Here is a 22,343-nt window from a genome sequence, read left to right on the forward strand (position 1 = left end):
ATATCTAGTTACATAAAACTCGGTTTAATGAGTTATGAAATTGATTCAAATATTAAATAAAACGGGGTGGGAGTGAAGGGTCATATGTTGAATCAGGCCTATTGGCTAACGAACGTAAATTTGGAGCAGAGTTATGTGATGGATGGACAAGAAGTGACCGGAACACGGACAAGCTTATGTCACCTTCGCATTGAGAACGGAGTTATTGCAGAGATTAGAGGTATTGAAACAGCGCTTCAGAGTGCACTACCCAAATACGATTGTCACGGTCTGTTGTTGCTTCCTTCGTTCGAAGAGGCCCATATTCATCTGGACAAAACATATTACGGAGAGCCGTGGCAGGCGGTTAAGCGCATAGGCAGCATCTTCGAACGTATTGAGGAGGAGCGGCAGTTGCTCCCGAAACTATTGCCTGAAGCTAGAGGTCAAGCAGAGCATATTTTACAGCTTATTCAGCGCTTAGGCTCTACGCATGTAAGAAGTCACTGTAACATTGAGCCGGTGAGTGGACTGAAACGATTAGAAGCAACCAAGCAGGCATTGGATGCATTCTCGGGCAAGCTTTCTTCCGAAATTGTGGCTTTTCCACAGCATGGACTTCTTCGCTCCGATTCTGTTGGATGGATGGACCAGGCCATGGCTGAAGGTGCAACGCATGTAGGTGGACTAGACCCAGCTACTGTGGACGGAGATGTCGAGAGATCGTTGCATGCGATGGTCGAACTGGCTGTCCGCTATCAGGCAGGTATTGATATCCATCTGCATGAACGTGATGAAGCTGGGAAGCAAACGTTACAACAATTAGTTAAGCTAACTGAACAGGCAGGGCTTCATGGAAAAGTCACGGTGAGTCATGCGTTCTGGTTCGCTAATGCGGACGCGCAGGAGGCAGAAGAGACGGCCATTCAGATGGCATCTCTTGGTATGAGTGTGGCATCTACTGTGCCAATTGGCAGAATGATGATGCCTCTGCCGATGCTTCATCGCCATGGGGTGAAGGTCAAGTTGGGAACCGATAGTTTGACAGATCACTGGTCACCTTTTGGGAATGGAGATCAATTGGAGAAAGCGGGACGTTACGCAGAATTGTACGGATATTCAGATGAACTTTCCTTGGCTCAATCGCTAGGATTCGTCACGGGCGGTATAACTCCAATCGACGCTCAAGGGAATCAGGTCTGGCCGAAGGTAGGCGATACAGCTAGCTTTATGCTGGTTCACGCGAGTTGTTCCGCCGAGGCGGTTGCTCGAAGAGCCAAACGGCAGACCGTATGGTATGAAGGGCAATTGGTGAGTGGATCGATATAAACGAAAATGATCAGCGCATTGTATAGAGATGGAGAATGCATCAGCCACGGGAAACCGTGGTTTTTTTGTTGCATAAATCATATGTCCATGGATGTAATTCTGGGTTATGATGGAAGCATATGAAATATTTCGATGAAAAGCAGCTGGAATCTTCGTGAAGAATAAAATGATAGATTTAACAAGAGAGGTGCAGAATGAGACCGAATACACCCTATCGTTTAATCCAAGCAGATCCATCTACATATGCAACGTACTTCGCCACGTATCGCAAAAATGTCTGGTTCAGACCAAGTTGGCCGGACATTCATTCTATGATGCTTGAAGCAACGGATTGTTATTGGATCTATAGAGCAGAGCATCGGATCGCGGGAATTTCTTTGGTTGATGATGAGCTAGGTTCCTTATTTATGATTCCACCGCATACGTTAACGAAGGAAATTGTTGAGTTTCTGAAAGATCATATGATTCGTAAGAAGAGCGTACCTGATCAATTACATGCCTATAATGTTATGCCTGAACATATTTCATTATTTGAACATGCTGAATTCAACAAGCTGAGCACGCGGAAATGTATGATCAGGCCTACTGAGCCATTGGAAAATCCTTTGACATCGAAGTTAAAACGCATTCGGCCTGAACGAGTTCACATGCCCAAACTAGCTGAGATGATGATCGAAGCTTATCGCGGCGGAGTAGAAGAACAGTCAATGGATCATTGTCAGAATGATCTCACATATTATTTTGATCATTATGAGCAGGATGAACTGCGCGCTGCTTCCTCTATTTTGGTTGAGCAAGATACAGAGCGTATGGTTGGATTCTGTCTTGTAAGCTTGTGGGAAAAGTTACCTCTAATCTATGATATCGCTGTGACACCAGCCTATCGATCAGAGGGACTTGGAGGATACTTGTTACATCATGCAATAACGACCTTAGCACCCCTGTATCCTGTCATTCGCCTGTTCGTTACCCAGGGCAATCCCGCCGAGCATTTGTATACTAAAGTTGGCTTCCTTTCTGGTGAGGAACTTTCTCATCTCGTATGGTTTGGAACGAATCATCGAAGTTGATATGACCGAACATATGCTGGTTCAGAGGAGAAACAACTTATGAAAAGAACACGGTCTATACGTAGGATGATCTATGTCGATCAAGAAGCTCAAGGCAGAAGGCAAATCAATCTGACGAGGAAACTCATCGTTGCGCTCTTAACCTCTCTTAGTTTTGCCTTTATTGTGAGTATTCCTTCAGTAAGTGATATGGAAGGCTTCAGAGTCTATATGATCGTATTTCTGTTATTTGGTACACCGCCTATCTTCCTGATCGGTATCCCAAGTTCTATCCTATTAGACAAGTGGTTAGCCCCGGTGCTCAAGAAAAACAAAGTTTATTTCATGGGAATACATGTGATCGCTTATGCGATGGTTGGTTTCCTTGGTACCTATTTATACCTTTTCGCGCTTAATATCGGTAAAGTGATAGAAGTTAGAGAAGTCTTGTTCATGACCTTATATGGCATCATTGCTGCGGTGTTATTTTTCTTCATTGATATAGGGATAAAGGTCTTAGTCCAAGCACGAAATGCAAATAACGAGCAGAGGTGATGTACATGATTCGAGAAGCTGAGGGTAAGGATGCTATTGCAGTTGAACGACTATATCAAGAATTGTTACCGAATCATTCTGATATTCATGTGTTGCCTGAAAGATTGGAAGAGATTCGAATTAACCCGAACAGCTATCTGTTTGTATATGAGGTGGATGGAAGTCTTGTGGGGGCGGCGCATTTACATGTTTGTTTGGATGCACTGAGTGGAACGAGACCCTTCGGTGTGGTTGAACGAGTGATTGTGACGCAGGAACTGCAGGGCAGAGGATATGGTTCGAGATTAATGGAGCACCTGGAGGAAGTCTGCAAGGAGAAAAATTGCGTTAAAGTGTTCCTTACCAGTAATGCATTGCGGCAAGACGCGCATCAATTTTATGAAAAGTTAGGTTATGACGGCGAAGCAAGTAAGGCATTCAAGAAGTATCTGTAGAAGCGAATTTCGTATCTAGTAGTGTTCAAGAAAGGGGAGATACCATGAATTTTGTCATAACAGGTTTATCAATCTGCTCTATGCAAAGTCAGTACGTATGAACAACGGCGGTTGTTTGCATAGAGCCTAAACTATAGATCTATAGATCCGCCTTCATTTTCTGCACGAAAAAGAGTTCATCGGTTGACTTTGCTACCTTAAATATCAATTTTTTTAAGGAGCGAGCCAGATGAAATATACAAATGCTGATTCATTATTACCAGAAGAATTATTACAAGAGATCCAACGATATGTGCATGGCGGAATGATCTATATCCCGAAACGCAAAGATACCTATTCAAAATGGGGAGAACAATCCGGCACTCGGGTTATGCTTAACCTAAGAAATCGCGAAATACGTGAGAAGTTTGCTGAAGGAGCTACAGTAGATCAGCTGATCGATCAATACGCGTTATCTTCGGACAGTATCAAAAAGATTGTATATTCTCGCAAAAATAAATCGTAAATTATGAAAATCCATGTTAGAGCAACGTCTAATGTGGATTTTTCAGTATGTAAAGAATGAGTCCTACTCAATCCTTATCTATTTAAGGCATTTGAATGTCCTTATACTGATACTTAATCGTTAACTGCTTAATATACAACTCATATCGAGAGGATGGAACATCAATGAATATTACTATTGAATTAACCAATGAACAAACGAAATTCATCATTAACAATCTGTATCCCATGTACTTGCACGATCTGTCTGAAATCTGGGGATTCAAACCTAACGCCTATGGAATCTTTGAAGAAGATGAGACGAGGACATTGGCAGAGCAAAATAAGGTTTTTGATATCTGGTGGTCGAAGCCAGGCGTACTATATCCATATTTAGCACGAGTAGAGGGTATCCCAGCAGGATTCGCTTTGGTGGCGACACCACCATACACACCTCATGGCAGCGACTTTTATATGAATGAATTTTTTATTTTGCGATCATACCGTGGGAAGGGAATTGCTGAACATGTCGCTACTCAGGTGATGAACGAGCACCGAGGCACGTGGGAGGTGCAGACGAATGCAGCGGAAATCAATGTTAGAGCCCAGCAATTTTGGAAAAAGACATTAGCACGATATACACACGGAATGTACCAACAAGACACACTGGAACCTGATGAGGATGGAACGAAATTGAAGTTCACACTGAATAACCAAATTGTTGAATTAGGATAATTAAGGTAAATATGTAGTCACTTCGTGTATAATTAGTAGGAGTAGATGGGGATGAGTAGAATGAAGGGAGTGAAAATTACCTATGGTACAACCAAAAACAAAAGAAACCGATGGCAGTGTCATTGAGTTTATTGAAAGTGTAGAGAGCCCGAAGAAACGTGAGGATGCGTATCAATTATTAGATATTTATACAGAAACAACGGGATATGAAGCCAAAATGTGGGGGCCGAGTATTATTGGATTCGGCAGCTATCATTATCGATATGAATCAGGACATGAAGGTGATGCACCGCTGGTCGGTTTTTCACCCCGCAAAGCCAAGATCAGTTTATATTTTGCTACAGGAGATACGGAGCGAGAGGCACTATTGAGCGATTTAGGTAAGCATACGACTGGGAAAGCTTGTGTCTATATCTCTAAAGTTACAGATATTGATGTGGGTGTATTACAAGCGTTGATTACACAATCGGTCAGTTTCTTGCAGGAAAAGTATCCGAATCAATAGAGTGATTAGCTAAGGCTGAATGACGAGTAGGTCTATGAGTTGTAAGCTAATTCTCTAAAGATTGGAGGATATAGAATTGAAGATCAATTATAGAATTCTTAATATATCAACATGGTTAACGGTCATATCTGTACTGCTCCTTCCTGGAAAAGTATATACGGAAGGAGTATCGCGGACAGAATATGGGTTACCGTTTCGATTTTTCACACAATATCATCTGGGACATACAACGGGGTACCCTTGGTTTATGGCAGGAGTATCCATCGGGCTAGGTGCGTTCATTATTAATGTGCTGATGATTTATTTCTTCATACACGTTGGTATATACATTAAGAACAGATGGGGTTCATCTCGTGTGGAACAGTGACCGCGAAGCACGCGGTTTTTTCGTTTTTGCGCATAACATGATCACATGAGGAGGGATAACTCAATTTTAAATTCGGGAATTTTTAAGTAGAAAGGATGGAGTTATTATGGAGCAAGCAGCTTATATCTCTGAAAATACGTTACAACTTATATCTCTGCATGATTGTTTGATAAAAGAGGTGGTTGTATCCGGTGCGGATCTAATCTTAACGTTTGGACATATTGATGTGCTCGCAGATCATCCTCTGAATTCGACTGGACTAAGCATGTGCACGGGAGAAGCGAAGCTTCGGTTAGAACATGCCGAGGGTATTGAGTCTGTCTTGTATGATACTTCTGAGAGTGCTAAGCAAGACGACCCTGATGCGGAAGAAGACTCTCATCCGAGAGAAGTCGACATGCTAGAGATATTAGAGGATTTTGAAGTGTTACAGCATTCGGAGCAGCGTCACCCAAATGGATATGTACATCGGTTCGAGGGTATTGGATCGGTTAAACACAACACAGATTATGCTTACGTTGTGATTCGTTGTAATCGTGTGACAATGGAATGGAATGAGTTCACAGATAAAGCTTGGTTTGAAGGTTGGGCTGACAATAAGTAGAAGGTGTGAGAGAACTGCTACGTAAAATACTAATATTCTTATTGGCCATACTCCCTACGATCATTTCGATACAACTTATGATTTTTTATTTCCCCGCAACGGGGTTAGGAAGGATCTTAACGGTTCCATTTACGTATATGGTGAACGTTCTGATCATTCTGATCGGGATGTTCATTAGCTCAAAGATTGCAGTGAAGAATAATCGTCTTCAATGGTTCAACATTTTCATTTGGATAGCAATCATCCTAATGACGATCATAATTGTAATCGTTCTTCATCCTCAAGAGTACGGACCTACGCCCTGGCGAGTAATCCTCAACAACCTGTCCTAAATCCTCATGTCTCGCATAGGTATGGTATAGAGGGAGCGTGATGAGGATGGAACAGAAGGTACGGGATTATTTTGAGTTGAAACAGCAGCAAAAGGAGATCGAGCAACGTCTTTCTGTCCTACGGGATGACATCTTGGGGTACTGCGCGGAGCAAGGTGTGTATGAGACAGAGCTTGGTGGGTATGTTGTAAAAACGGTGCTACAGCAGCGGAAGGAATATGATGATCAGAAGCTATACGCAATTCTTCCCGATCCTGAAATCTGGCGTTTACTGTCCAAGGTGGACAACAACAAGCTCAAGAGTCTGCTCAAGCTCAATGTGCTCTCCGAGGAACAGATTAGTTCAGCAGTTACCGTGAGGCCAATCACCTTATTACAGGTGGACAAGCTATAAGTCACCAGGAAACGAATCAAGTAAATTATACGAGTTAAATGAGTAAGCGCCCTCCACATCCATTGTCGTCTGTAGCGACGAATGAGGAGAGGCGTATTTTTGTATGAACAGGCGTTTGGTTCAATCTGTGGGGGTAAGAAGTTTAATTTGTTCATAGTAAGCGTATTCATAAACAGATATGATGAAGTTAAAACCTTCGGGGGAGGAATGAAACATGTCGAAAGAGATTCCATCTTTACACTATGCATTCCGAGAGAATTTCAAAATTGGTGCCGCTGTTCACACAGGCCTTATACGCACAGAGGGGGATTTCATTGCCCGTCATTATAACAGCATCACTGCAGAGAATCAGATGAAATTTGAAGAGATCCATCCGGAAGAGGAGCGGTATTCGTTTGAGGCAGGCGATGAGATCGTTGATTTCGCCGTTCGTAACGGGATGTCTGTTCGTGGGCATACATTAGTATGGCATAATCAGACATCAGATTGGGTTTTTCAAGATCCAGCTGGTGGCACGGCGTCTAGAGAATTATTGCTGTCACGCCTGAAGTCACATATCGATACAGTGGTTGGACGTTACAAGGGTCAGATCAGCGCCTGGGATGTTGTTAATGAAGCGATTGAAGATAAAACGGATCTGACGATGCGGGACACCAAGTGGCTTCAGATTCTGGGGGAAGATTATCTGCTGGAAGCGTTCCGCTTAGCTCATGCGGCTGATCCTCAAGCACTGTTATTCTATAACGATTATAACGAGACTGATCCGGTCAAGCGGGAGAAAATTTACGAACTGGTCAAAGGTTTATTGGAAAAGGGAGCACCTATTCATGGGATTGGCATGCAAGGTCACTGGAATATTCATGGCCCATCTATTGAGGATATTCGCATGGCGATCGAACGTTATGCTTCACTGAATGTGCAACTTCACATTACAGAACTGGATCTGTCTGTATTCCGTCATGAAGATCGAAGAACCGATCTGATCGAACCAACCGCTGAGATGATGGAGCTACAGGAGCAACGCTATGAAGAGATCTTCCGTCTCTTCCTGGAGTATCAAGCTTCGATTACTTCGGTCACGTTCTGGGGAACATCGGATCACTACACGTGGTTAGACAACTTCCCTGTGCGTGGACGCAAGAATTGGCCTTTCGTATTTGATCAACAACGACAGCCCAAAGAATCGTTCTCGCGCCTGATAAACGCGGCAAAAGGAAGTGTACCTACAAGCAAGGGGATTTCTTAAATCGGTGAGTTTCGCATAACGAGGGTTCCAATAGCTGTGTTTGAGGTATTCTGAATAACGGAGAGCCTTACTCATCCAAACCTTGTCTAAGGTGGCGGAGGTAAGGCTTTTCACGATTCCTGTAGAAAAATTTCTATTGTCGCATGGGCCGCATAATGCCATACTGGATACAAAAATGGAAATGGAAGGTGGGTTCATGCACAAAGTCATTGTGGCAGATGATGAGCCGTATACACTGGAAGGCTGGAGAACAATGATTGACTGGCAGGCTTGTGGCTACGAATTATGTGGTACGGCGACAGACGGTGAAGAGGCGCTTTCCTTAATCGGTGCGGTTGAACCTGATCTTGTGGTAACCGATATTCAAATGCCTGTACTGGACGGTCTAGGATTAATTCGAACGATGCGTGAGGAGTTGAAAAATACCGCCAAGATCGTTATTGCCACAGGGTATTCCGAATTTGGTTATGCCAAGCAGGCGATCCAGTACCAAGTTGACGAGTATGTGCTCAAACCGCTGGTCACCGAAGAGATTCATCAGATATTGCTGGAACTCATCCCACCATTAAACCAGCGTAGAGACGAGAAAAAGTACACTGGAACCGTTGATCCCGGGAGTGAAATGGCGATCCACAGATCCATAGGACTAGACACGCCAGAGCATTACGATCATGAAGGGATGCTTTCGTTGTCGAGACAACTGTTGGTGGCCATTGAGGCAGGCGACGTTGGTGAAATCCAAGCTGTAGTCGACAAGATACTATGCTTGATCGTGAGATCGAAAATGTCTCTCAGCCAGGCTCAAAGTGTCATCCGATATATGCACGGTGAGTTGCTACGTAAGTTCAGCGAAAAGAAAGACTGTATGCTGTTGCTTCAGGAGAGAGCATGGCATGAAGCGGAGAGCTGGACATCTGGAAAATTAAAAGGGCTATGCATTCAATTATCAGAACGTCTATCTCAGTCTTTACCCAAGAAGTCCACCATGAGAAGTCCGGTAGCCGAAGCGATCGAATATTTAAATGAGCATTATTGCACGAAAATAAAGCTACAGGATATTGCCCAGCAAATCCATGTGAATTCGGCTTATCTTGGTCAGCAGTTTAAGCAGGAGGTCGGCGTCAGCTTCAGCGAATATATTCATAGACTTCGGATTGAGGAAGCGCGTAAATTGCTCCGCCGAACCCATATGAAAATTTCGGATATTGCATCCAAGCTTGGCTATCACGATGCAGAGTATTTTACAGATAAATTTAAAGCGCTTACAGGAGAACTCCCATCTGTCTACAAAAACAAAAGTCAAGGGTGATTACGTGCGAAGAAATAGATGGATGTTTCACAAGGTCAATGATATTCCTCTTCGATCGAAGCTACTGCTGATCTATATCTTTAGTATTCTTCTGCCGGTCATAATTATTAATGTATTCTTCTATCAGCGAACCTCTTCAGATATCAAGATACGGGAAGAAGAAAACTTACGCAAATCAATTGAGCGGGCGGCAGGAGAACTGCTGGGCATGATTGATGAGAGTGTGGCTTTGAGCCGGATTATAGCAGCCGATGACACCTTATATCAGGCGCTCGATCAGACGTATGACTCGCCCGTTGAGTATTACAATCAATATGATGGATTTCTACGTGATAAGTTGACTCGATATATGTCAGCCAACATTCTGGAGGTTCGTATCTTAACGGATAACGATACCATTCAGACGGGCAGTCATTACGCTGTGATTGGGCAAGGGGAACGAGCTGTTCCGGGGATGGAGCGCTTGCAGGAAACCAAAGGTGGGATTTTAGTTGTGGATTATGACGAAACCACGTTGTTTCATCCAGGTAGGCGTATTAGTGTGATTGGCAAAATGGATACATATACATCGTATTCAACCTATGCCAAATATTCCAAAATTGATCTGCAGCTTAGTCGAGTGTACAGTATTTTGAATCGTGAAACGAATAGTCTGCAGCTTCGTCTAGTTGACGAAAATAATCGGATTGTGGTGTCCAGCGATCAGTCCCAACAGGCTGCAATCCAAAGTTCGTCTTCATCGACAGATGAGGGGAACTCTCGATATCGATTAGAACGAACATTAGGCAACCTTGATTATCTGAAGGGCTGGAAATTAATTGGGATCGCTAATACAGATCATCTAGATCAGTTATTGGCAGAAGCACGCAACTCGATCTTGTGGCTCGCATTAATTAGCACGATTATTCCTTCTGTGCTGATTTATATTATTCTTCGTTCTTATCATTATCGCATTCAGAAGCTGTCCAAACATATGAAGAGAGTGCGCAATGATCGCTTTGATGTGATTGAAATTCAAGAGGGCCGTGATGAGATCGGCGGATTGATCCGTACGTTCAATATGATGGTTGGCAAAATCCAATCTCTCATCAACGACGTCTACAAATTAGAAATCAGACAAAAGGATCTAGAGCTGGATCGAGTTCGAACGGAATTATCGATGCTTCAAAGTCAGATGAATCCCCATTTTTTGTTCAATACATTAAATGCCCTACTCGTTGTCAGTACGAAGAATGGTTATACGGAAGTTACTGAAATAATAAAAAGCCTATCTTTGTTAATGCGGCAATTACTCAGCAGATCCGATAACCTTGTCCCTCTAAAGGAAGAGCTGCAATTCACGTCCCTCTATTTGCAGATTGAGAAGTTTCGGTTTGGTGATCTATTCAACTATACATTTGAGATCGATCCTGAAGCGGCTTCACTGCGGATTCCACGCATGAGCATTCAGCCCCTGGTTGAAAATGCATGTAAGCATGGGTTACAGGCTCGGAAGAATGGTCGACTGATTCGGGTAACGGCCAGACTGACGAAGTCTGGTTTGGATATCCGAGTGATCGACAATGGAGTGGGCATGGATGAGGGGAAACTGAATCAGCTTATGAGGGATGTGCGTTCTGATCGTGCGATGGATGGTCACGTGGGTATTCGTAACGTTTACCGACGGCTTGAGCTTTTTTATGAGGGAGCTGCTATATTCAACATTCGTAGTGGACTAGACGAAGGAACGGAAGCAGGCTTTCTTATTCCATTCTCGATTATGGACACGAAGGGATAGGAGGAATGAACATGTATAAGGTTCTTCTTGTGGATGATGAACCGTTTGCGATAGAGGGACTACAACTGTTAATCGACTGGGAGAAGCATGGATTCGAAGTCGGCGGGATATGTGCCAACGGGGAGGATGCTATAGATGCAATTTCCCGTGAGCAGCCTGACTTGGTCGTAACCGATATTCGAATGCCGGTCATGAATGGGCTGGAACTCATTGAAGAAGCCCGCCGGCTTGGTCATCGCTCAACATTGTTTGTCATTACGAGTGGGTATAGTGACTTCAATTATGCAAGACAGGCGATACGACTCGGGGTATCCCATTATTTGACCAAACCGGTGATCGAGTCCGAAGCGGATGAAGTGCTGCAACGGCTAAGAGAAGAATTGGGGCACCGAGAAACGCGCGAGTTAATGTTGGATCAGGCTTATAATCAGCGAACGAAGCAAGCTTTACTTACGTTAGTCACGAACCAAGATCAGGCAGAACTTGGGGATGAGATGGATTGGGTTGTGCATGAGTTGTCTGCTAAAGCACATATGTGGGCCTACTTGTTAGTGATGATTCAAGGCGATAGCGCAAGTGCCAAACAGGCGATCCAGCAATTTATGGATGATGAGCATTGCGGGTACCTGCTGGATGCCGAATGGAGTCCTTATGGCATTGTCTGGTGTGGCTGTAGCGACGCTTCTACCCGTTCGGATCAAGACTTACGGCAATTTGCAGAGCGGCTCCTAAACGTTCTGGATCAGCAGGCGGCAGCAAGTCGGGTGCAAATAGCTGTAGGCTGTCCTGTCAGCCAAGTGCAAGAATTAACGACCTCTTACCGTGCTGCCGCAGAAGCAGGACGCTTTTTATTTTTTGATGATACACGGCTTCTGTACGCGGAGGACATGAATGAACAGCATTTGCTGTTTGATCCGGATACGTTAATGGAAGCAGACCTCATTATGGAGCTAATCGAAAACGGTTCCGGGGCAGAATTATCGACGTCTGTCTGGCGAGCGTTCAATACATTTAAAGATCAAATGGCTGCACCAGAGCTGGTTCATATTTTTGCAACCCAGATTATGTTTCGCGGACTTTCACTCTTCAAGGAACTGGGCGGAGAACCGAATACATTGATGCAAGACTCAGCTCTCCATCTCCATGAACGGCGTTATCAGAATATAGAGGAGACAGCCAGAATGTTAGAAGCATTCTGCCTCAAATGCCAATCGGAGATCGGGACGCTGCGAGAACGACGTGTGGGTGGAACCCAGGCTATGGTAGCGGAATACGTCCACAATCATTACAAGGAAACCTTTACGATCAAAGAGCTCGCCGAGCGATTCTATATTCATCCGGTTCATCTGGGGCAATCCTTTATGCGTAAGTATGGCAAAGGGGTGCTGGATGTTGTGCATGATCTGCGAATGGAGGAAGCGAAGCAACAGCTTCGAGAGACTGACCAGGCATTGTATATTATTGCGGAACAAGTAGGTTATCGAAGCTATCAACATTTTCTGAAACAATTTGAGAAAAGGGTGGGTATGAAACCAGCAGAATATAGGCTGCAATCTACGCTTAGCGAGTAATAATGATGACTTGTACATCATGAACATCTGAAATTAAGGGGGGAAGGACCTTAAATTTAACTATTTTGGAAACGCATACATTTCATCATAATAAGACCTGTAAGCAATCCAACTTCCAAGGAGGGGCAATACATGGGGGTCTTGAAGAGGAAAAAATTATGGGGATCCGTTTCACTCGTTCTGGCAATCAGCCTAGCGCTGGTAGGTTGCAGTGGTGAAGAAGCCAAGACAACAACGGTGGACGGCAAGGAAGTTTTGAACATCTCGGCTTTTATTGGTACGCCTAACCAGGCGCCGGCTCAGGATAATCGGATATACAAACAAATCGAAGAAGAGCTTGGCGTTAAGCTGAACATGGAATTCCTCGTGGGTGATCTTCAGCAAAAATTGGGGGTTATGATTGCAGGTGGAGATTTCCCCGATCTGATCACAGCAGATACGAAATTGGTTGCGGCTGGTGCCGTTATTCCACTGGAAGAATTGATTGAGGAGCATGCACCTAACCTGAAGAAGCATTACGCTAAAGATTGGGAGCGAATGAAAGATTCCAGCGACGGACATATCTATTGGTTACCAAACTATGGCGTTTATACCGGTGAATTCATTAGTAACTATTATTCCGGTCCTGCCTTCTGGATTCAAAAGGCGGTTCTGAAAGAAGCCGGATATCCAACACCTAAGACGCTAGATGAATATATGAAGCTGATTCGTGATTATGCTGCGAAGCACCCTACAACGGAGGATGGTCAGCCGACCATCGGATTCACTACACTTGCATCCGACTGGAGAACGTTCCCGTTGCTTAACCCACCAGAGCATCTGACGGGTCATCCGAATGATGGTGGTGTTGTCGTAGATGACAATGGCGTGGCAAGTGTATTCGCAGATAAGGATATCTCCAAACGTTATTATAAAGAGCTGAACAGTCTTTATAACGATGGTTTGCTTGATAAGGAAGCCTTTGTACAGAACTATGACCAATACTTGGCCAAAATCTCTTCTGGGCGGGTTATCGGCATGTTCGATCAGCACTGGAACTTCCAGCAGGGTGAAGACCCACTCGTAGCTCAGGGCAAAATCAGTCAAACTTATGTCGGGTTACCGCTTGTATACGATACAAGTATTAAGGATCACTATTTAGATCGTCCGGTCATTAACCTGAATAACGGATTTGGTATTAGTAAAGATGCCAAAGACCCGGTAGCCATCCTCAAGTTCCTTGATGCGCTCATGGATGAGAAATATCAGAAGCTGCTGTCCTGGGGTGAAGAAGGCGTGGATTACATGGTGAACGAAGAAGGTCGATTCTATCGTACACCAGAGCAGCGCACAGAGCAGGAAGACCCAGCTTGGAGACTGGCTAACAAAGCGGAAGGTTTCTACGGTGCAGCACCCAAGATGGAAGGAACCTTTGAAGATGGCAATGCGATCGGAGCAACGAATCAACCAGAGGAGTTCTATGACGGCTTGAAGCCAGAGGATAAAGAGTTGTTGGATGCTTATGGTTACAAAACATGGAGTGATTTCTTCTCTCCTGCACCTGAGAATCCAGTGTATTATCCAGCATGGCAGGTAGATCTGCAGGAAGGTTCAGATGCTTCCGTTGCGAATAAGCAAATGACAGATACTTCCCTTAAATTCTTGCCTAGAGCAATCATGTCCAAAGCAGATGAGTTCGATTCCGTCTGGAGCGAATATGAGGATGCATACAAGAAAATCGATGTGAAGGCTTATGAAGACCGAATTAACGAGCAATTGCAATGGCGGATTCAGAACTGGACCGTGGAAAAATAGAAAAAAGTGAATTAGAGTCTTCCGGAAGGTGTGAATGGCATGCAGGAGCATGCATTACGCATTACGTACCTTCCGGGGTCTCTTGCTAATCGCTGTAGCCTAATAGGAGGAGTGAAGGATGGCGAACACGCCTAGAGCCATACAGAATCAATCAGCTCCAACCGTTGCTGCCAAGACGTCTATGTTCAAGCGTTTGCGTAGCCAGAAGCAGCTCATGTTTATGTCTTTGCCGATCGTCGCGTATATTCTAGTATTTTCGTACTATCCGATCTGGGGCTGGGTCATGGCTTTCCAGAATTACAGTCCAGCGAAGAGCTTCGCGCAGCAGGAGTGGGTCGGACTTAAGCACTTCAAGTTTCTGCTTACGGACGACGCGTTTCTGAACGTGCTTCGCAATACCATCGCAATGAGCTTAATCAATATGATTCTTGGATTTGTGACAGCTATTTTATTTGCGGTGCTACTCAATGAGATCAAAAACAAGCTCTACAAACGGACAATTCAAACGATCTCGTATCTGCCCCATTTTCTATCATGGATCATCGTTACGAGCATTGTAGCGAGTTCGTTATCCGTAGACGGCGGGATTGTCAATGTTGTGTTGATGAAGCTGGGATTCATTGACGAACCGATTATGTGGCTTAGTGTACCGGAATACTTCTGGGGCATTGTCGGCGCTTCCCATGTGTGGAAAGAGGTCGGCTGGAACGCCATTATTTATCTGGCAGCCATTACTTCCATTGACCCTTCGCTCTATGAGGCGGCCGAGATCGATGGAGCGAATCGCTATCATAAAATGCTGTATGTCACACTGCCTGGAATCAAGTCCATCGTCATTATCTTGCTGATCATGAACATGGGATGGATTCTGGAAGCAGGCTTCGAAGTACAGTACTTACTGGGGAATGGGGTCGTTGTGGACTGGTCCCAGACCATAGATATCTTCGTTCTGAAATACGGCTTGCAGATCGGTAACTATTCTCTCGCAACCGCTGCAGGTATATTCAAAACCATTGTCAGTATCACACTGATCTTTGCAGCTAACTCGCTTTCCAAACGCTTCGGTGAGGACCGATTAATATGAGGAGGACATATCGATGGGAATAAACAAGTCTCGGCTTGAGCCGATTGTCTTCCATACGTTTAACGGCGCACTGATGATTTTTATTGCAGTCGTGACCCTGTATCCGTTTCTGAACACCCTTGCCATATCGTTCAATGCAGGTAATGACACGATCCGTGGAGGCATCTATCTATGGCCGCGGGAGTGGACAGCCCAGAACTATCGAGCCGTATTTGCTGGGGGAACCATCTTCCAAGCCTTCGGCATCTCGGTTGCGAGAACCGTGCTAGGCACGGTGCTCAGCTTATTTCTGACTTCTATGCTCGCTTACACTCTAAGCCGCAGAGATTATATCCTGCGTAAACCGATTACGATTATCGTTGTACTGACGATGTACTTCAGTGCAGGTCTGATTCCAACCTACTTCCTAATCAAGGATCTGCATTTGCTCAACAACTTCCTAGTGTATATCATTCCGGGTTTGATCAGCGCATTTAACATGATCGTGATTCGAACGTATATTCAGACACTGCCGGAAGGACTAATTGAATCCGCTAAGATTGATGGAGCCGGTGATTTCAGAACGTTTATCTCGATTATCTTGCCGTTATGTCAGCCTGTACTTGCTACGGTGGCTTTGTTCATCGCAGTGGGTCAATGGAACTCGTGGTTTGATACGTTCTTGTATGCATCATCCAAGCAGAATCTGAGCACGCTGCAATACGAATTAATGAAGCTGTTATCCTCGTCAATGAATTCGAATAGCAGTGCTGCTGTTGCTAACGGAGCAGATCTCGGCGCAGCTCGGAATATGGTTACACCTGTATCGATTCGTGCAGCCATTACAATCGTAGCAGCTTTGCCAATCCTGGTGGTGTATCCATTCTTGCAGAAGTATTTTGTTCATGGATTACAGCTTGGAGGCGTTAAGGAATAGTCGAGCGTCAACGTGAAAATACAGGCGATTTGAAGAAGCTGTGGCAAAAGAATAGTAGAATGCAACCGGTCATGGGATGACCGGTTTTTTTTGAGCTTATGTAGTTTCTATATTGATTATTGGACGAGGATAGCTCATGCAATTAGGAACAAAAGGACAGTGAGTATGCCTTATGCATGGATAATATGGTAAAATTTATATGAATGATTATCCTTTCACAGCTCAGGAGGAAACAATCTATGAGAAAAAGAATCTTGCCTATCCTAATGATGTTGCTCTTGTTGGTAGGATGCTCTAGTAATAAGCTATCGCTTCATGGAGAAAGTGTGAACTGGAATGTAAGTGTTAGTAGTGAAAATAAGAATGGCCCTATAAGCTTCGTAATCCGATACATAGGGGAAGAAGATCAGCCGAGAAATGTTCGTTATCAGTTTGCTGGACAGGCGATTTCACCGAGTGGTTCTATAGAGAAGCTTAATGCTCCTTATAAGGAAATTTCGTTTAAGAGTGATTCGAATGATCATGAATCTGAGACGCTTCCGATCCCCGTTCATATTCAGTGGAACCGAGATCAGGAAGAGACGATCTATGTGGAGTAAAATAAACGAAGATAACCGACCATATATGGGTCAAGTGACTGTTTGGGAATCGAGACAGATGGAGTATGAGGTTTTGAATATCGAGTCGGAAGAACTGATTTTGTGGAAGTATGTGGGGAAGAGTGACCATGATAATGAAGTTGATTTCGATGAGCTCTTGCAGGAATATTTCCAAGCATTGAAGTCGGGGTGCAAACCCTAAATGTAGTGGGGAAAGTGACATAGTGAGCTTACTTTTCGAGCTTCCATTTACATCAACTCTGTAGTTGATTACACTTGAGGTACCGTAACTTGATTACGTAAATTATTATCATCAGGAGGAATCCATCCATGCATCAAACTGCACATATTCAAGAAGCTAGAGATTACATATTAAGCAGAACCAGCTCCAAGCCAACTGTAGGTATGATACTGGGTTCAGGACTTGGCGCTCTCGCAGACGAAATTCAGAACGCAACGGTTATTCCGTATAGTGAAATCCCATACTTTGCTAAATCCGAGGCTGTGGGTCATGCCAACGAATTGGTCATTGGAGAACTGATGGGCAAAACCGTTGTTGCGATGAAGGGACGTCTTCATTATTATGAAGGCTTTACACTAGAGGAAGTGACGTTCCCGGTACGTATGATGAAAGCATTAGGTGTAGAGCAATTGATTATCACCAATGCTTGTGGCGCGATCAATACAAGCTTTGAACCAGGTCAGCTTATGATCATTACAGATCATATTAACCTGGTAGGTAACAATCCGCTGATGGGGCCAAACAATCCAGAACTGGGCACACGCTTTCCAGACTTGTCCCAGGTATACAATCCAGAGCTGCGCAGCATTGCGCTTCGTGTTGCAGATGAGCAGAAAGTTAGCTTGCAGCAAGGTGTCTATGCTTGGTGGAGTGGACCGGCTTATGAGACACCAGCGGAGATTCGCATGATTCGTACGATGGGTGCAGATGCAGTAGGGATGTCGACTGTGCCTGAAGCTATTGTTGCGGTTCATGGGGGCATGAAAGTGTTGGGTATTTCTTGTCTCACTAATATGGCCTGCGGCATTCTAGATCAGCCGCTTAATCATGAAGAAGTCATTGAAGTAGCTGCCAAAGTAAAAACAACGTTCACAGGGCTTGTCAAAGGTATTCTGCAAGAGATGTAATCGGAAGAGCAGCATCTCTCCTAATATTGCAAGTTGGTGATCATAGGAGCATTGTCCAAGATAGAGCTGAATCTGTCTGGGCAATGCTTTTATGTGCATATTTTTTTGAAAGTTTCATAATGGATGAGTCCAATTGCGTAGCAAAAGATGGGCGGAAGTTCTCTCGTGTTTTCGTTTTTCTTATTGTACAGTTGTAGGATATGGGAACGTGAAGATTCATGAAAGTGAGGTATCTTAAGTGCAGAACATTAGAAGAACGAAACAGATTGAAGGCACAACAACACCTGGCATCATACATAATGGCGGACATCATTTTCTCATACCTGTGCAGATTTATGAAGACGGCATGATTAATTGCTGGGAACTGGTTGATCTGAAAGAGCTGAAGCAGAAAATCGAGGAGTATTGGTTAGGCCCTGATGTACCTGTTGGAGAGACGATCTCCATCCATGGATTAGGTGCTTACCGAGTGGAGCAAGCGAACTGGATGCATAACAATAGCAGTTATTATGAACATATTGAGCGTAAGATCAGAGCGCTTAATCCCGAATTTCGTAATATATTCGAAGTCACGCCACGTCTACAACAACTGAAGGAGAATAGAAGGGTGTCATATTCGCCTCAAGCGGTTGATTTTGCAGTAGTGCAGGAACTGTTCTATGAGACGATTCAGGGCGATGGCTTCTCTATTTTCATGAAATACGAAGGACAGCATTACCTGGTTCATCTGGTGGTGTATGAGAATGGTAAGGTGGCGATCTATCAGTTGCCCGAGTATGTCGAGATGGCTATAGATGAATTAGCATCGTGGTTTCGGGATGGAACCTTCTTTACGACGATTGATCGCCCGGTAGCTATTCGGATACTGGATCTGGGCGAAGTGACGTTCTCAGAAGAGCAATATGCCGAGAATGTTGAGGATAAATACCAGGAACTGCTGGATATGCATAAGAAATTGACAGGAGAACAGACCACGTTTGAAGCATGTCGACATGCGTACCACATGTATCTGGAAGATCCGAGTGAATTCAACCGAGCTGTGCTGAAGGAAAAATATGAACGGGTGCCCGAGCATCAACGGATGTACTTGGGCGATATGGATAGCCGGGATATGGATTATCAGCGAATTATATATACGCCAGAGGAGAAACGAGAAGTGTAGCCTTTGCATCTCCAGCAGAGGTGACCCATTCATAAGGAGGATGAGGAGTGGAATGAGTAGGCAGGCTGAACAATTGTGGCAACGTATCATTGCCAAAGGGACAAGCGTTGATCCGAGCTTTGAAGTGGCACTTCATCTCCAGCCGGGAGCGACAGAGGCAGATTTTCGTTCTGTAGAGAACGAGTTGGGTGTGATATTGCCAGAAGAGATGAAGGCATTATATCGTATCCATGATGGACAGATATGGGACATCGACGGAGCTGCTTTGGTCAGAAACCTAACGCTAACCCCTCTTGCGCAAGTGAAGGAGAATTGGGCTTTTCTTCAGGAGGAATTCGAACCTGATGAGTTGGAAGCAGACATGGATGATGCGATTAAACCATTGCTTTGGAACGCCAAATGGATTCCTATTGCAGAGAATGGTGGGGGAGATTATCTATGTCTGGACACGGATCCTGCATCTTCGGGAAATGTGGGACAAGTCCTCTATTTCTGGCATGATTGGGGTAAACGTTCGGTTGAGGCTCCGGGATTATTTGCGTTTTTGGAGCTATGTTTAGAGGAAGAAGAGGACGACTAACTATTAGAACTCTCGGCGTGCAACACTTTGAAACACAAACACACAAACACACAAACACACAAACACACAAACACACAAACACACAAACACACAAACACACCAAAACACCAAAACACCAAAACACTTAAAACGTCGTCCTTGGAAGGAAACGTTTAAGTGTTTTTATGTGTTTATCACCTTGTTATATGAATTTCGTTCAAAGATTTATGCTGTAGAGTAGAAAGATCACCGTTCAAATGTTTCAGGTTTGGGAGAAATATAGCAGCTATAGAGCAGATGAAAGGAAGAAGTCCGAGAGATACAAATAAGAAGGGTAGACCATACATTTCGGCAACGGCCGCACCTGCAAAAGCTCCGACGGGTTGAAGTCCGCCACCAATCAAGAAACGAATAGAATTGACCCGACCTTGCATGGAGCTAGGTACAAGTGTCCCGTGTAACGAAGAGCTGAGAGAACCGAAGAAGGGACCAGCCACTCCTGCGGCACATAAGGTAATAAGTGCAAATGGGTAACTTGGAAATAATCCTAATAAGGCATTACAAAGCCCAATGACAGCTAAGCTACACAGCATGACGGTTCGTCTTTTCTTAATCTCACCGATCCATGAGATAACGGCTAGCCCTAGGAGTGTGCCAAATGCCGAAGCAGTAGTTAGGGTTCCCATAGCGGCAGCATCTCGGTGCAGCACTTCGCGGACAAAAGGAATCATCATCGTCCAGATGGCAACGGACGACATGTTGCTGATGGAAACCATCAGCATGATCGAGAGCATCGCTGGGAATCTCCGATAGAATGAGAAGCCTTCTCCAATATCTCGAACATAAGCTTGAAGGGAGAAGGTTTCTCGTAATGCTGCTGGTTTCTGCATAGCGGGCAGATAGAGCAGGGCAGTAATTGCTGCAAGGTAACATATCGCGTTGATACCAAGGGTAGGCAATGCACCAGCGGCAGCCGTTAGCGCTCCGGCGATGGCTGGCCCCAGCAAAGCAGCGGCGTTCCGACAACCATCAATGACTGCAAATGCCCGTAACAGTTTATGTTCACCAGCGACACCGGGTACAACAGCCATGGCTGTGGGCATAAATAGGGCGGAGCAGGCTCCGCTGAGCGCTGCGGCAACGAACAGATGCCAGAGTTGCAATTGTCCTGTGATCCCCATACTCAGTGGTAGCAATAGAGCCAGTAACCTTACTGACGCTAGTCCCGCCATAAACTTTCCACGATGCAGACGGTCGGATAAGGGCGATCCAAGCAACCTGAAGGCTACCTCGGGAATGCTGAAGCTGAGTGCCATAGCTCCCATAGCTAGCTTCGAGGCAGTTAACTCATAGACCAGCCATTCCATAGCCAGCAGACCAAACACATCACCGAGAGAACTGAGTGTAACTGTAGCTAATAAACCATAATAACTTCGCTTAACCATATAGGGTCCTCCGCAGGGTAGAATCAAGCCATTTGTACAGAGGAAGTTGCTTGAATTCAGCTTCCAATATAAGCTCCAATCTGCTGTGGGAGGTTGTTCAGAGCTTCCAAGCGCAGGCTATATTCCGTGTTCTTGTGGTCATAATGTACGATAATTAGTCCGGCTGCTCGCAAGGCAATGAGATGGTAATGTATCGTGCTCTTCGATAGTCCTACCTCGCGTACAATCTCAGTAAACGTCAATTGCTTACCCGCCAGTAATCGTAAAATGAACAATCTAGTTTCATCCGATAGTGCACGGGTTAGACGCAGTAATCCAGGGTTGGGTCTTCCCGGTTCGGTGGGAAGAATGTCACACGAGTAACTGGTGAAGATGATCTCGTCAAAGATCGCTGAGGTGACAAATGGACGCGCATGGTATTGAGGGATAAGAATGATCTTGTTCAGCACACCGTTAGGATAGATTCGCATACCCTGTGTAGCTTGTTCATAGACCTCTTGATCATTGCCTCCCTGTAAACGGGCACGTCTAGTCTTTGCCTCGTGCGAGAGACCTTCGATAATGGCTGGATCGATGTTCTTAAAGTAGTGTTCATTCCATTCCCGTATGGCTTCAGATGTCCGGCTGCGCAGATCGGGCAGATTAGAGGGTACAGACAATTTCAAGCCAGCAGCGATATCATACAACTGTCCCGAAGACAAACCTTCAAGCCAATCCAAAAAGCCATGAACCGAGCGATCCCCAGGGCAATGCCATATGTATGGTGCAAGACTGAAGTTGTCTGTAGCTTTCATCGTATCTCTCATGTTTTGTAGCTTGGCTGGTGCAAATTGATCCTGTACATCACGAATCCACAGTTTTCCAGCATCGAGAGCTGAATGATTCTGTTTACCCATAAAAGCGGACAGACTGCTTACACATTCATAAATGGGTGCAAAATCAACCTCCACTTGATAGTTCATAGTT

At 44.7% G+C, this 22,343-nt stretch carries 24 protein-coding genes; 22 read left to right on the plus strand and 2 right to left on the minus strand.

Annotation, left to right across the window (positions count from 1 at the left end; genetic code table 11):
- Positions 1-84: 84 nt before the first annotated feature.
- The 22 genes from ASD24_RS24200 (at position 85) to ASD24_RS24310 (ending at position 19,953) form a co-directional block, all read left to right on the plus strand.
- Positions 85-1,308, plus strand: coding sequence for an amidohydrolase (locus ASD24_RS24200; RefSeq protein WP_442952606.1), 1,224 nt, complete (start codon positions 85-87; stop codon positions 1,306-1,308).
- A 194-nt stretch (positions 1,309-1,502) separates the two neighbouring features.
- Complete coding sequence (locus ASD24_RS24205) at positions 1,503-2,378, plus strand: GNAT family N-acetyltransferase (RefSeq protein WP_056701419.1); 876 nt, start codon at positions 1,503-1,505, stop codon at positions 2,376-2,378.
- Positions 2,379-2,417: 39 nt separating this feature from the next.
- Positions 2,418-2,912 (plus strand): hypothetical protein, encoded by a 495-nt coding sequence (locus ASD24_RS24210; protein ID WP_056701421.1) that lies wholly within the window; start codon positions 2,418-2,420, stop codon positions 2,910-2,912.
- A 5-nt stretch (positions 2,913-2,917) separates the two neighbouring features.
- Positions 2,918-3,346 (plus strand): GNAT family N-acetyltransferase, encoded by a 429-nt coding sequence (locus ASD24_RS24215; protein ID WP_056701423.1) that lies wholly within the window; start codon positions 2,918-2,920, stop codon positions 3,344-3,346.
- Positions 3,347-3,575: 229 nt separating this feature from the next.
- Positions 3,576-3,851, plus strand: a complete 276-nt coding sequence (locus ASD24_RS24220; RefSeq protein ID WP_056701425.1) for a CD3324 family protein — start codon at positions 3,576-3,578, stop codon at positions 3,849-3,851.
- Positions 3,852-4,015: 164 nt separating this feature from the next.
- A complete protein-coding gene (locus ASD24_RS24225) occupies positions 4,016-4,564 on the plus strand; it encodes a GNAT family N-acetyltransferase (protein ID WP_056701427.1) in 549 nt (182 codons plus the stop codon).
- A gap of 82 nt (positions 4,565-4,646) precedes the next feature.
- The gene (locus ASD24_RS24230) at positions 4,647-5,069 is read left to right on the plus strand and encodes a DUF1801 domain-containing protein (RefSeq protein WP_056701429.1); all 423 of its coding nucleotides are present in this window, start codon (positions 4,647-4,649) and stop codon (positions 5,067-5,069) included.
- A gap of 76 nt (positions 5,070-5,145) precedes the next feature.
- Positions 5,146-5,436 (plus strand): hypothetical protein, encoded by a 291-nt coding sequence (locus ASD24_RS24235; RefSeq protein ID WP_056701431.1) that lies wholly within the window; start codon positions 5,146-5,148, stop codon positions 5,434-5,436.
- Between the two features lie 106 nt (positions 5,437-5,542).
- Positions 5,543-6,040: a hypothetical protein gene (locus tag ASD24_RS24240; protein WP_056701433.1), complete on the plus strand. Its 498-nt coding sequence runs from the start codon at positions 5,543-5,545 to the stop codon at positions 6,038-6,040.
- A 372-nt stretch (positions 6,041-6,412) separates the two neighbouring features.
- Complete coding sequence (locus ASD24_RS24250) at positions 6,413-6,766, plus strand: hypothetical protein (RefSeq protein ID WP_056701436.1); 354 nt, start codon at positions 6,413-6,415, stop codon at positions 6,764-6,766.
- Positions 6,767-6,980: 214 nt separating this feature from the next.
- Positions 6,981-8,012, plus strand: a complete 1,032-nt coding sequence (locus ASD24_RS24255) for an endo-1,4-beta-xylanase (protein ID WP_056701437.1) — start codon at positions 6,981-6,983, stop codon at positions 8,010-8,012.
- A gap of 91 nt (positions 8,013-8,103) precedes the next feature.
- Positions 8,104-9,321 (plus strand): response regulator transcription factor, encoded by a 1,218-nt coding sequence (locus ASD24_RS24260; RefSeq protein WP_056701439.1) that lies wholly within the window; start codon positions 8,104-8,106, stop codon positions 9,319-9,321.
- A 4-nt stretch (positions 9,322-9,325) separates the two neighbouring features.
- Positions 9,326-11,098 carry a sensor histidine kinase gene (locus ASD24_RS24265; protein ID WP_235540804.1) on the plus strand — a complete coding sequence of 591 codons (1,773 nt, stop codon included), beginning with the start codon at positions 9,326-9,328 and terminating at the stop codon, positions 11,096-11,098.
- 11 nt (positions 11,099-11,109) lie between these two features.
- Positions 11,110-12,669, plus strand: coding sequence for a response regulator (locus ASD24_RS24270; protein ID WP_056701444.1), 1,560 nt, complete (start codon positions 11,110-11,112; stop codon positions 12,667-12,669).
- Positions 12,670-12,801: 132 nt separating this feature from the next.
- The gene (locus tag ASD24_RS24275) at positions 12,802-14,463 is read left to right on the plus strand and encodes an ABC transporter substrate-binding protein (RefSeq protein WP_056701445.1); all 1,662 of its coding nucleotides are present in this window, start codon (positions 12,802-12,804) and stop codon (positions 14,461-14,463) included.
- A gap of 181 nt (positions 14,464-14,644) precedes the next feature.
- Positions 14,645-15,547, plus strand: coding sequence for an ABC transporter permease (locus tag ASD24_RS24280; protein WP_235540825.1), 903 nt, complete (start codon positions 14,645-14,647; stop codon positions 15,545-15,547).
- A gap of 13 nt (positions 15,548-15,560) precedes the next feature.
- Complete coding sequence (locus ASD24_RS24285; protein ID WP_056701450.1) at positions 15,561-16,463, plus strand: carbohydrate ABC transporter permease; 903 nt, start codon at positions 15,561-15,563, stop codon at positions 16,461-16,463.
- Between the two features lie 239 nt (positions 16,464-16,702).
- Positions 16,703-17,062: a hypothetical protein gene (locus ASD24_RS24290; RefSeq protein ID WP_056701452.1), complete on the plus strand. Its 360-nt coding sequence runs from the start codon at positions 16,703-16,705 to the stop codon at positions 17,060-17,062.
- On the plus strand, positions 17,052-17,264 hold the full coding sequence (locus ASD24_RS24295) for an immunity protein TriTu family protein (protein WP_056701454.1): 213 nt from the start codon (positions 17,052-17,054) through the stop codon (positions 17,262-17,264). The genes ASD24_RS24290 and ASD24_RS24295 overlap by 11 nt, the downstream gene beginning before the upstream one ends.
- Before the next feature lie 128 nt (positions 17,265-17,392).
- Complete coding sequence (locus ASD24_RS24300; RefSeq protein ID WP_056701457.1) at positions 17,393-18,211, plus strand: purine-nucleoside phosphorylase; 819 nt, start codon at positions 17,393-17,395, stop codon at positions 18,209-18,211.
- Between the two features lie 238 nt (positions 18,212-18,449).
- The gene (locus ASD24_RS24305; protein ID WP_056701459.1) at positions 18,450-19,373 is read left to right on the plus strand and encodes a DUF7638 domain-containing protein; all 924 of its coding nucleotides are present in this window, start codon (positions 18,450-18,452) and stop codon (positions 19,371-19,373) included.
- Positions 19,374-19,425: 52 nt separating this feature from the next.
- Positions 19,426-19,953, plus strand: coding sequence for an SMI1/KNR4 family protein (locus ASD24_RS24310; protein WP_056701461.1), 528 nt, complete (start codon positions 19,426-19,428; stop codon positions 19,951-19,953).
- A 173-nt stretch (positions 19,954-20,126) separates the two neighbouring features.
- On the opposite strand, the gene ASD24_RS24315 is transcribed toward ASD24_RS24310, so the two are convergent.
- Both ASD24_RS24315 and ASD24_RS24320 read right to left on the minus strand, forming a co-directional pair.
- Entirely contained in the window at positions 20,127-21,377 is a 1,251-nt protein-coding gene (locus tag ASD24_RS24315; protein ID WP_056701463.1) for an MFS transporter, read from the minus strand.
- 56 nt (positions 21,378-21,433) lie between these two features.
- Positions 21,434-22,339, minus strand: coding sequence for an ArsR/SmtB family transcription factor (locus tag ASD24_RS24320; protein WP_056701464.1), 906 nt, complete (start codon positions 22,337-22,339; stop codon positions 21,434-21,436).
- Between the last annotated feature and the right edge of the window lie 4 nt (positions 22,340-22,343).

The sequence above is a fragment of the Paenibacillus sp. Root52 genome (assembly GCF_001426865.1).
Lineage (GTDB): Bacteria > Bacillota > Bacilli > Paenibacillales > Paenibacillaceae > Paenibacillus.

Coding starts and splice junctions, on each gene's coding strand:
- ASD24_RS24200 (WP_442952606.1), top strand. CDS start 85: ATGTTGAATCAGGCCTATTGGCTAACGAACGTAAATTTGGAGCAGAGT.
- ASD24_RS24205 (WP_056701419.1), top strand. CDS start 1,503: ATGAGACCGAATACACCCTATCGTTTAATCCAAGCAGATCCATCTACA.
- ASD24_RS24210 (WP_056701421.1), top strand. CDS start 2,418: ATGAAAAGAACACGGTCTATACGTAGGATGATCTATGTCGATCAAGAA.
- ASD24_RS24215 (WP_056701423.1), top strand. CDS start 2,918: ATGATTCGAGAAGCTGAGGGTAAGGATGCTATTGCAGTTGAACGACTA.
- ASD24_RS24220 (WP_056701425.1), top strand. CDS start 3,576: ATGAAATATACAAATGCTGATTCATTATTACCAGAAGAATTATTACAA.
- ASD24_RS24225 (WP_056701427.1), top strand. CDS start 4,016: ATGAATATTACTATTGAATTAACCAATGAACAAACGAAATTCATCATT.
- ASD24_RS24230 (WP_056701429.1), top strand. CDS start 4,647: ATGGTACAACCAAAAACAAAAGAAACCGATGGCAGTGTCATTGAGTTT.
- ASD24_RS24240 (WP_056701433.1), top strand. CDS start 5,543: ATGGAGCAAGCAGCTTATATCTCTGAAAATACGTTACAACTTATATCT.
- ASD24_RS24250 (WP_056701436.1), top strand. CDS start 6,413: ATGAGGATGGAACAGAAGGTACGGGATTATTTTGAGTTGAAACAGCAG.
- ASD24_RS24255 (WP_056701437.1), top strand. CDS start 6,981: ATGTCGAAAGAGATTCCATCTTTACACTATGCATTCCGAGAGAATTTC.
- ASD24_RS24270 (WP_056701444.1), top strand. CDS start 11,110: ATGTATAAGGTTCTTCTTGTGGATGATGAACCGTTTGCGATAGAGGGA.
- ASD24_RS24275 (WP_056701445.1), top strand. CDS start 12,802: ATGGGGGTCTTGAAGAGGAAAAAATTATGGGGATCCGTTTCACTCGTT.
- ASD24_RS24280 (WP_235540825.1), top strand. CDS start 14,645: ATGTTCAAGCGTTTGCGTAGCCAGAAGCAGCTCATGTTTATGTCTTTG.
- ASD24_RS24285 (WP_056701450.1), top strand. CDS start 15,561: ATGGGAATAAACAAGTCTCGGCTTGAGCCGATTGTCTTCCATACGTTT.
- ASD24_RS24290 (WP_056701452.1), top strand. CDS start 16,703: ATGAGAAAAAGAATCTTGCCTATCCTAATGATGTTGCTCTTGTTGGTA.
- ASD24_RS24295 (WP_056701454.1), top strand. CDS start 17,052: ATGTGGAGTAAAATAAACGAAGATAACCGACCATATATGGGTCAAGTG.
- ASD24_RS24300 (WP_056701457.1), top strand. CDS start 17,393: ATGCATCAAACTGCACATATTCAAGAAGCTAGAGATTACATATTAAGC.
- ASD24_RS24310 (WP_056701461.1), top strand. CDS start 19,426: ATGAGTAGGCAGGCTGAACAATTGTGGCAACGTATCATTGCCAAAGGG.
- ASD24_RS24315 (WP_056701463.1), bottom strand. CDS start 21,377: ATGGTTAAGCGAAGTTATTATGGTTTATTAGCTACAGTTACACTCAGT.
- ASD24_RS24320 (WP_056701464.1), bottom strand. CDS start 22,339: ATGAACTATCAAGTGGAGGTTGATTTTGCACCCATTTATGAATGTGTA.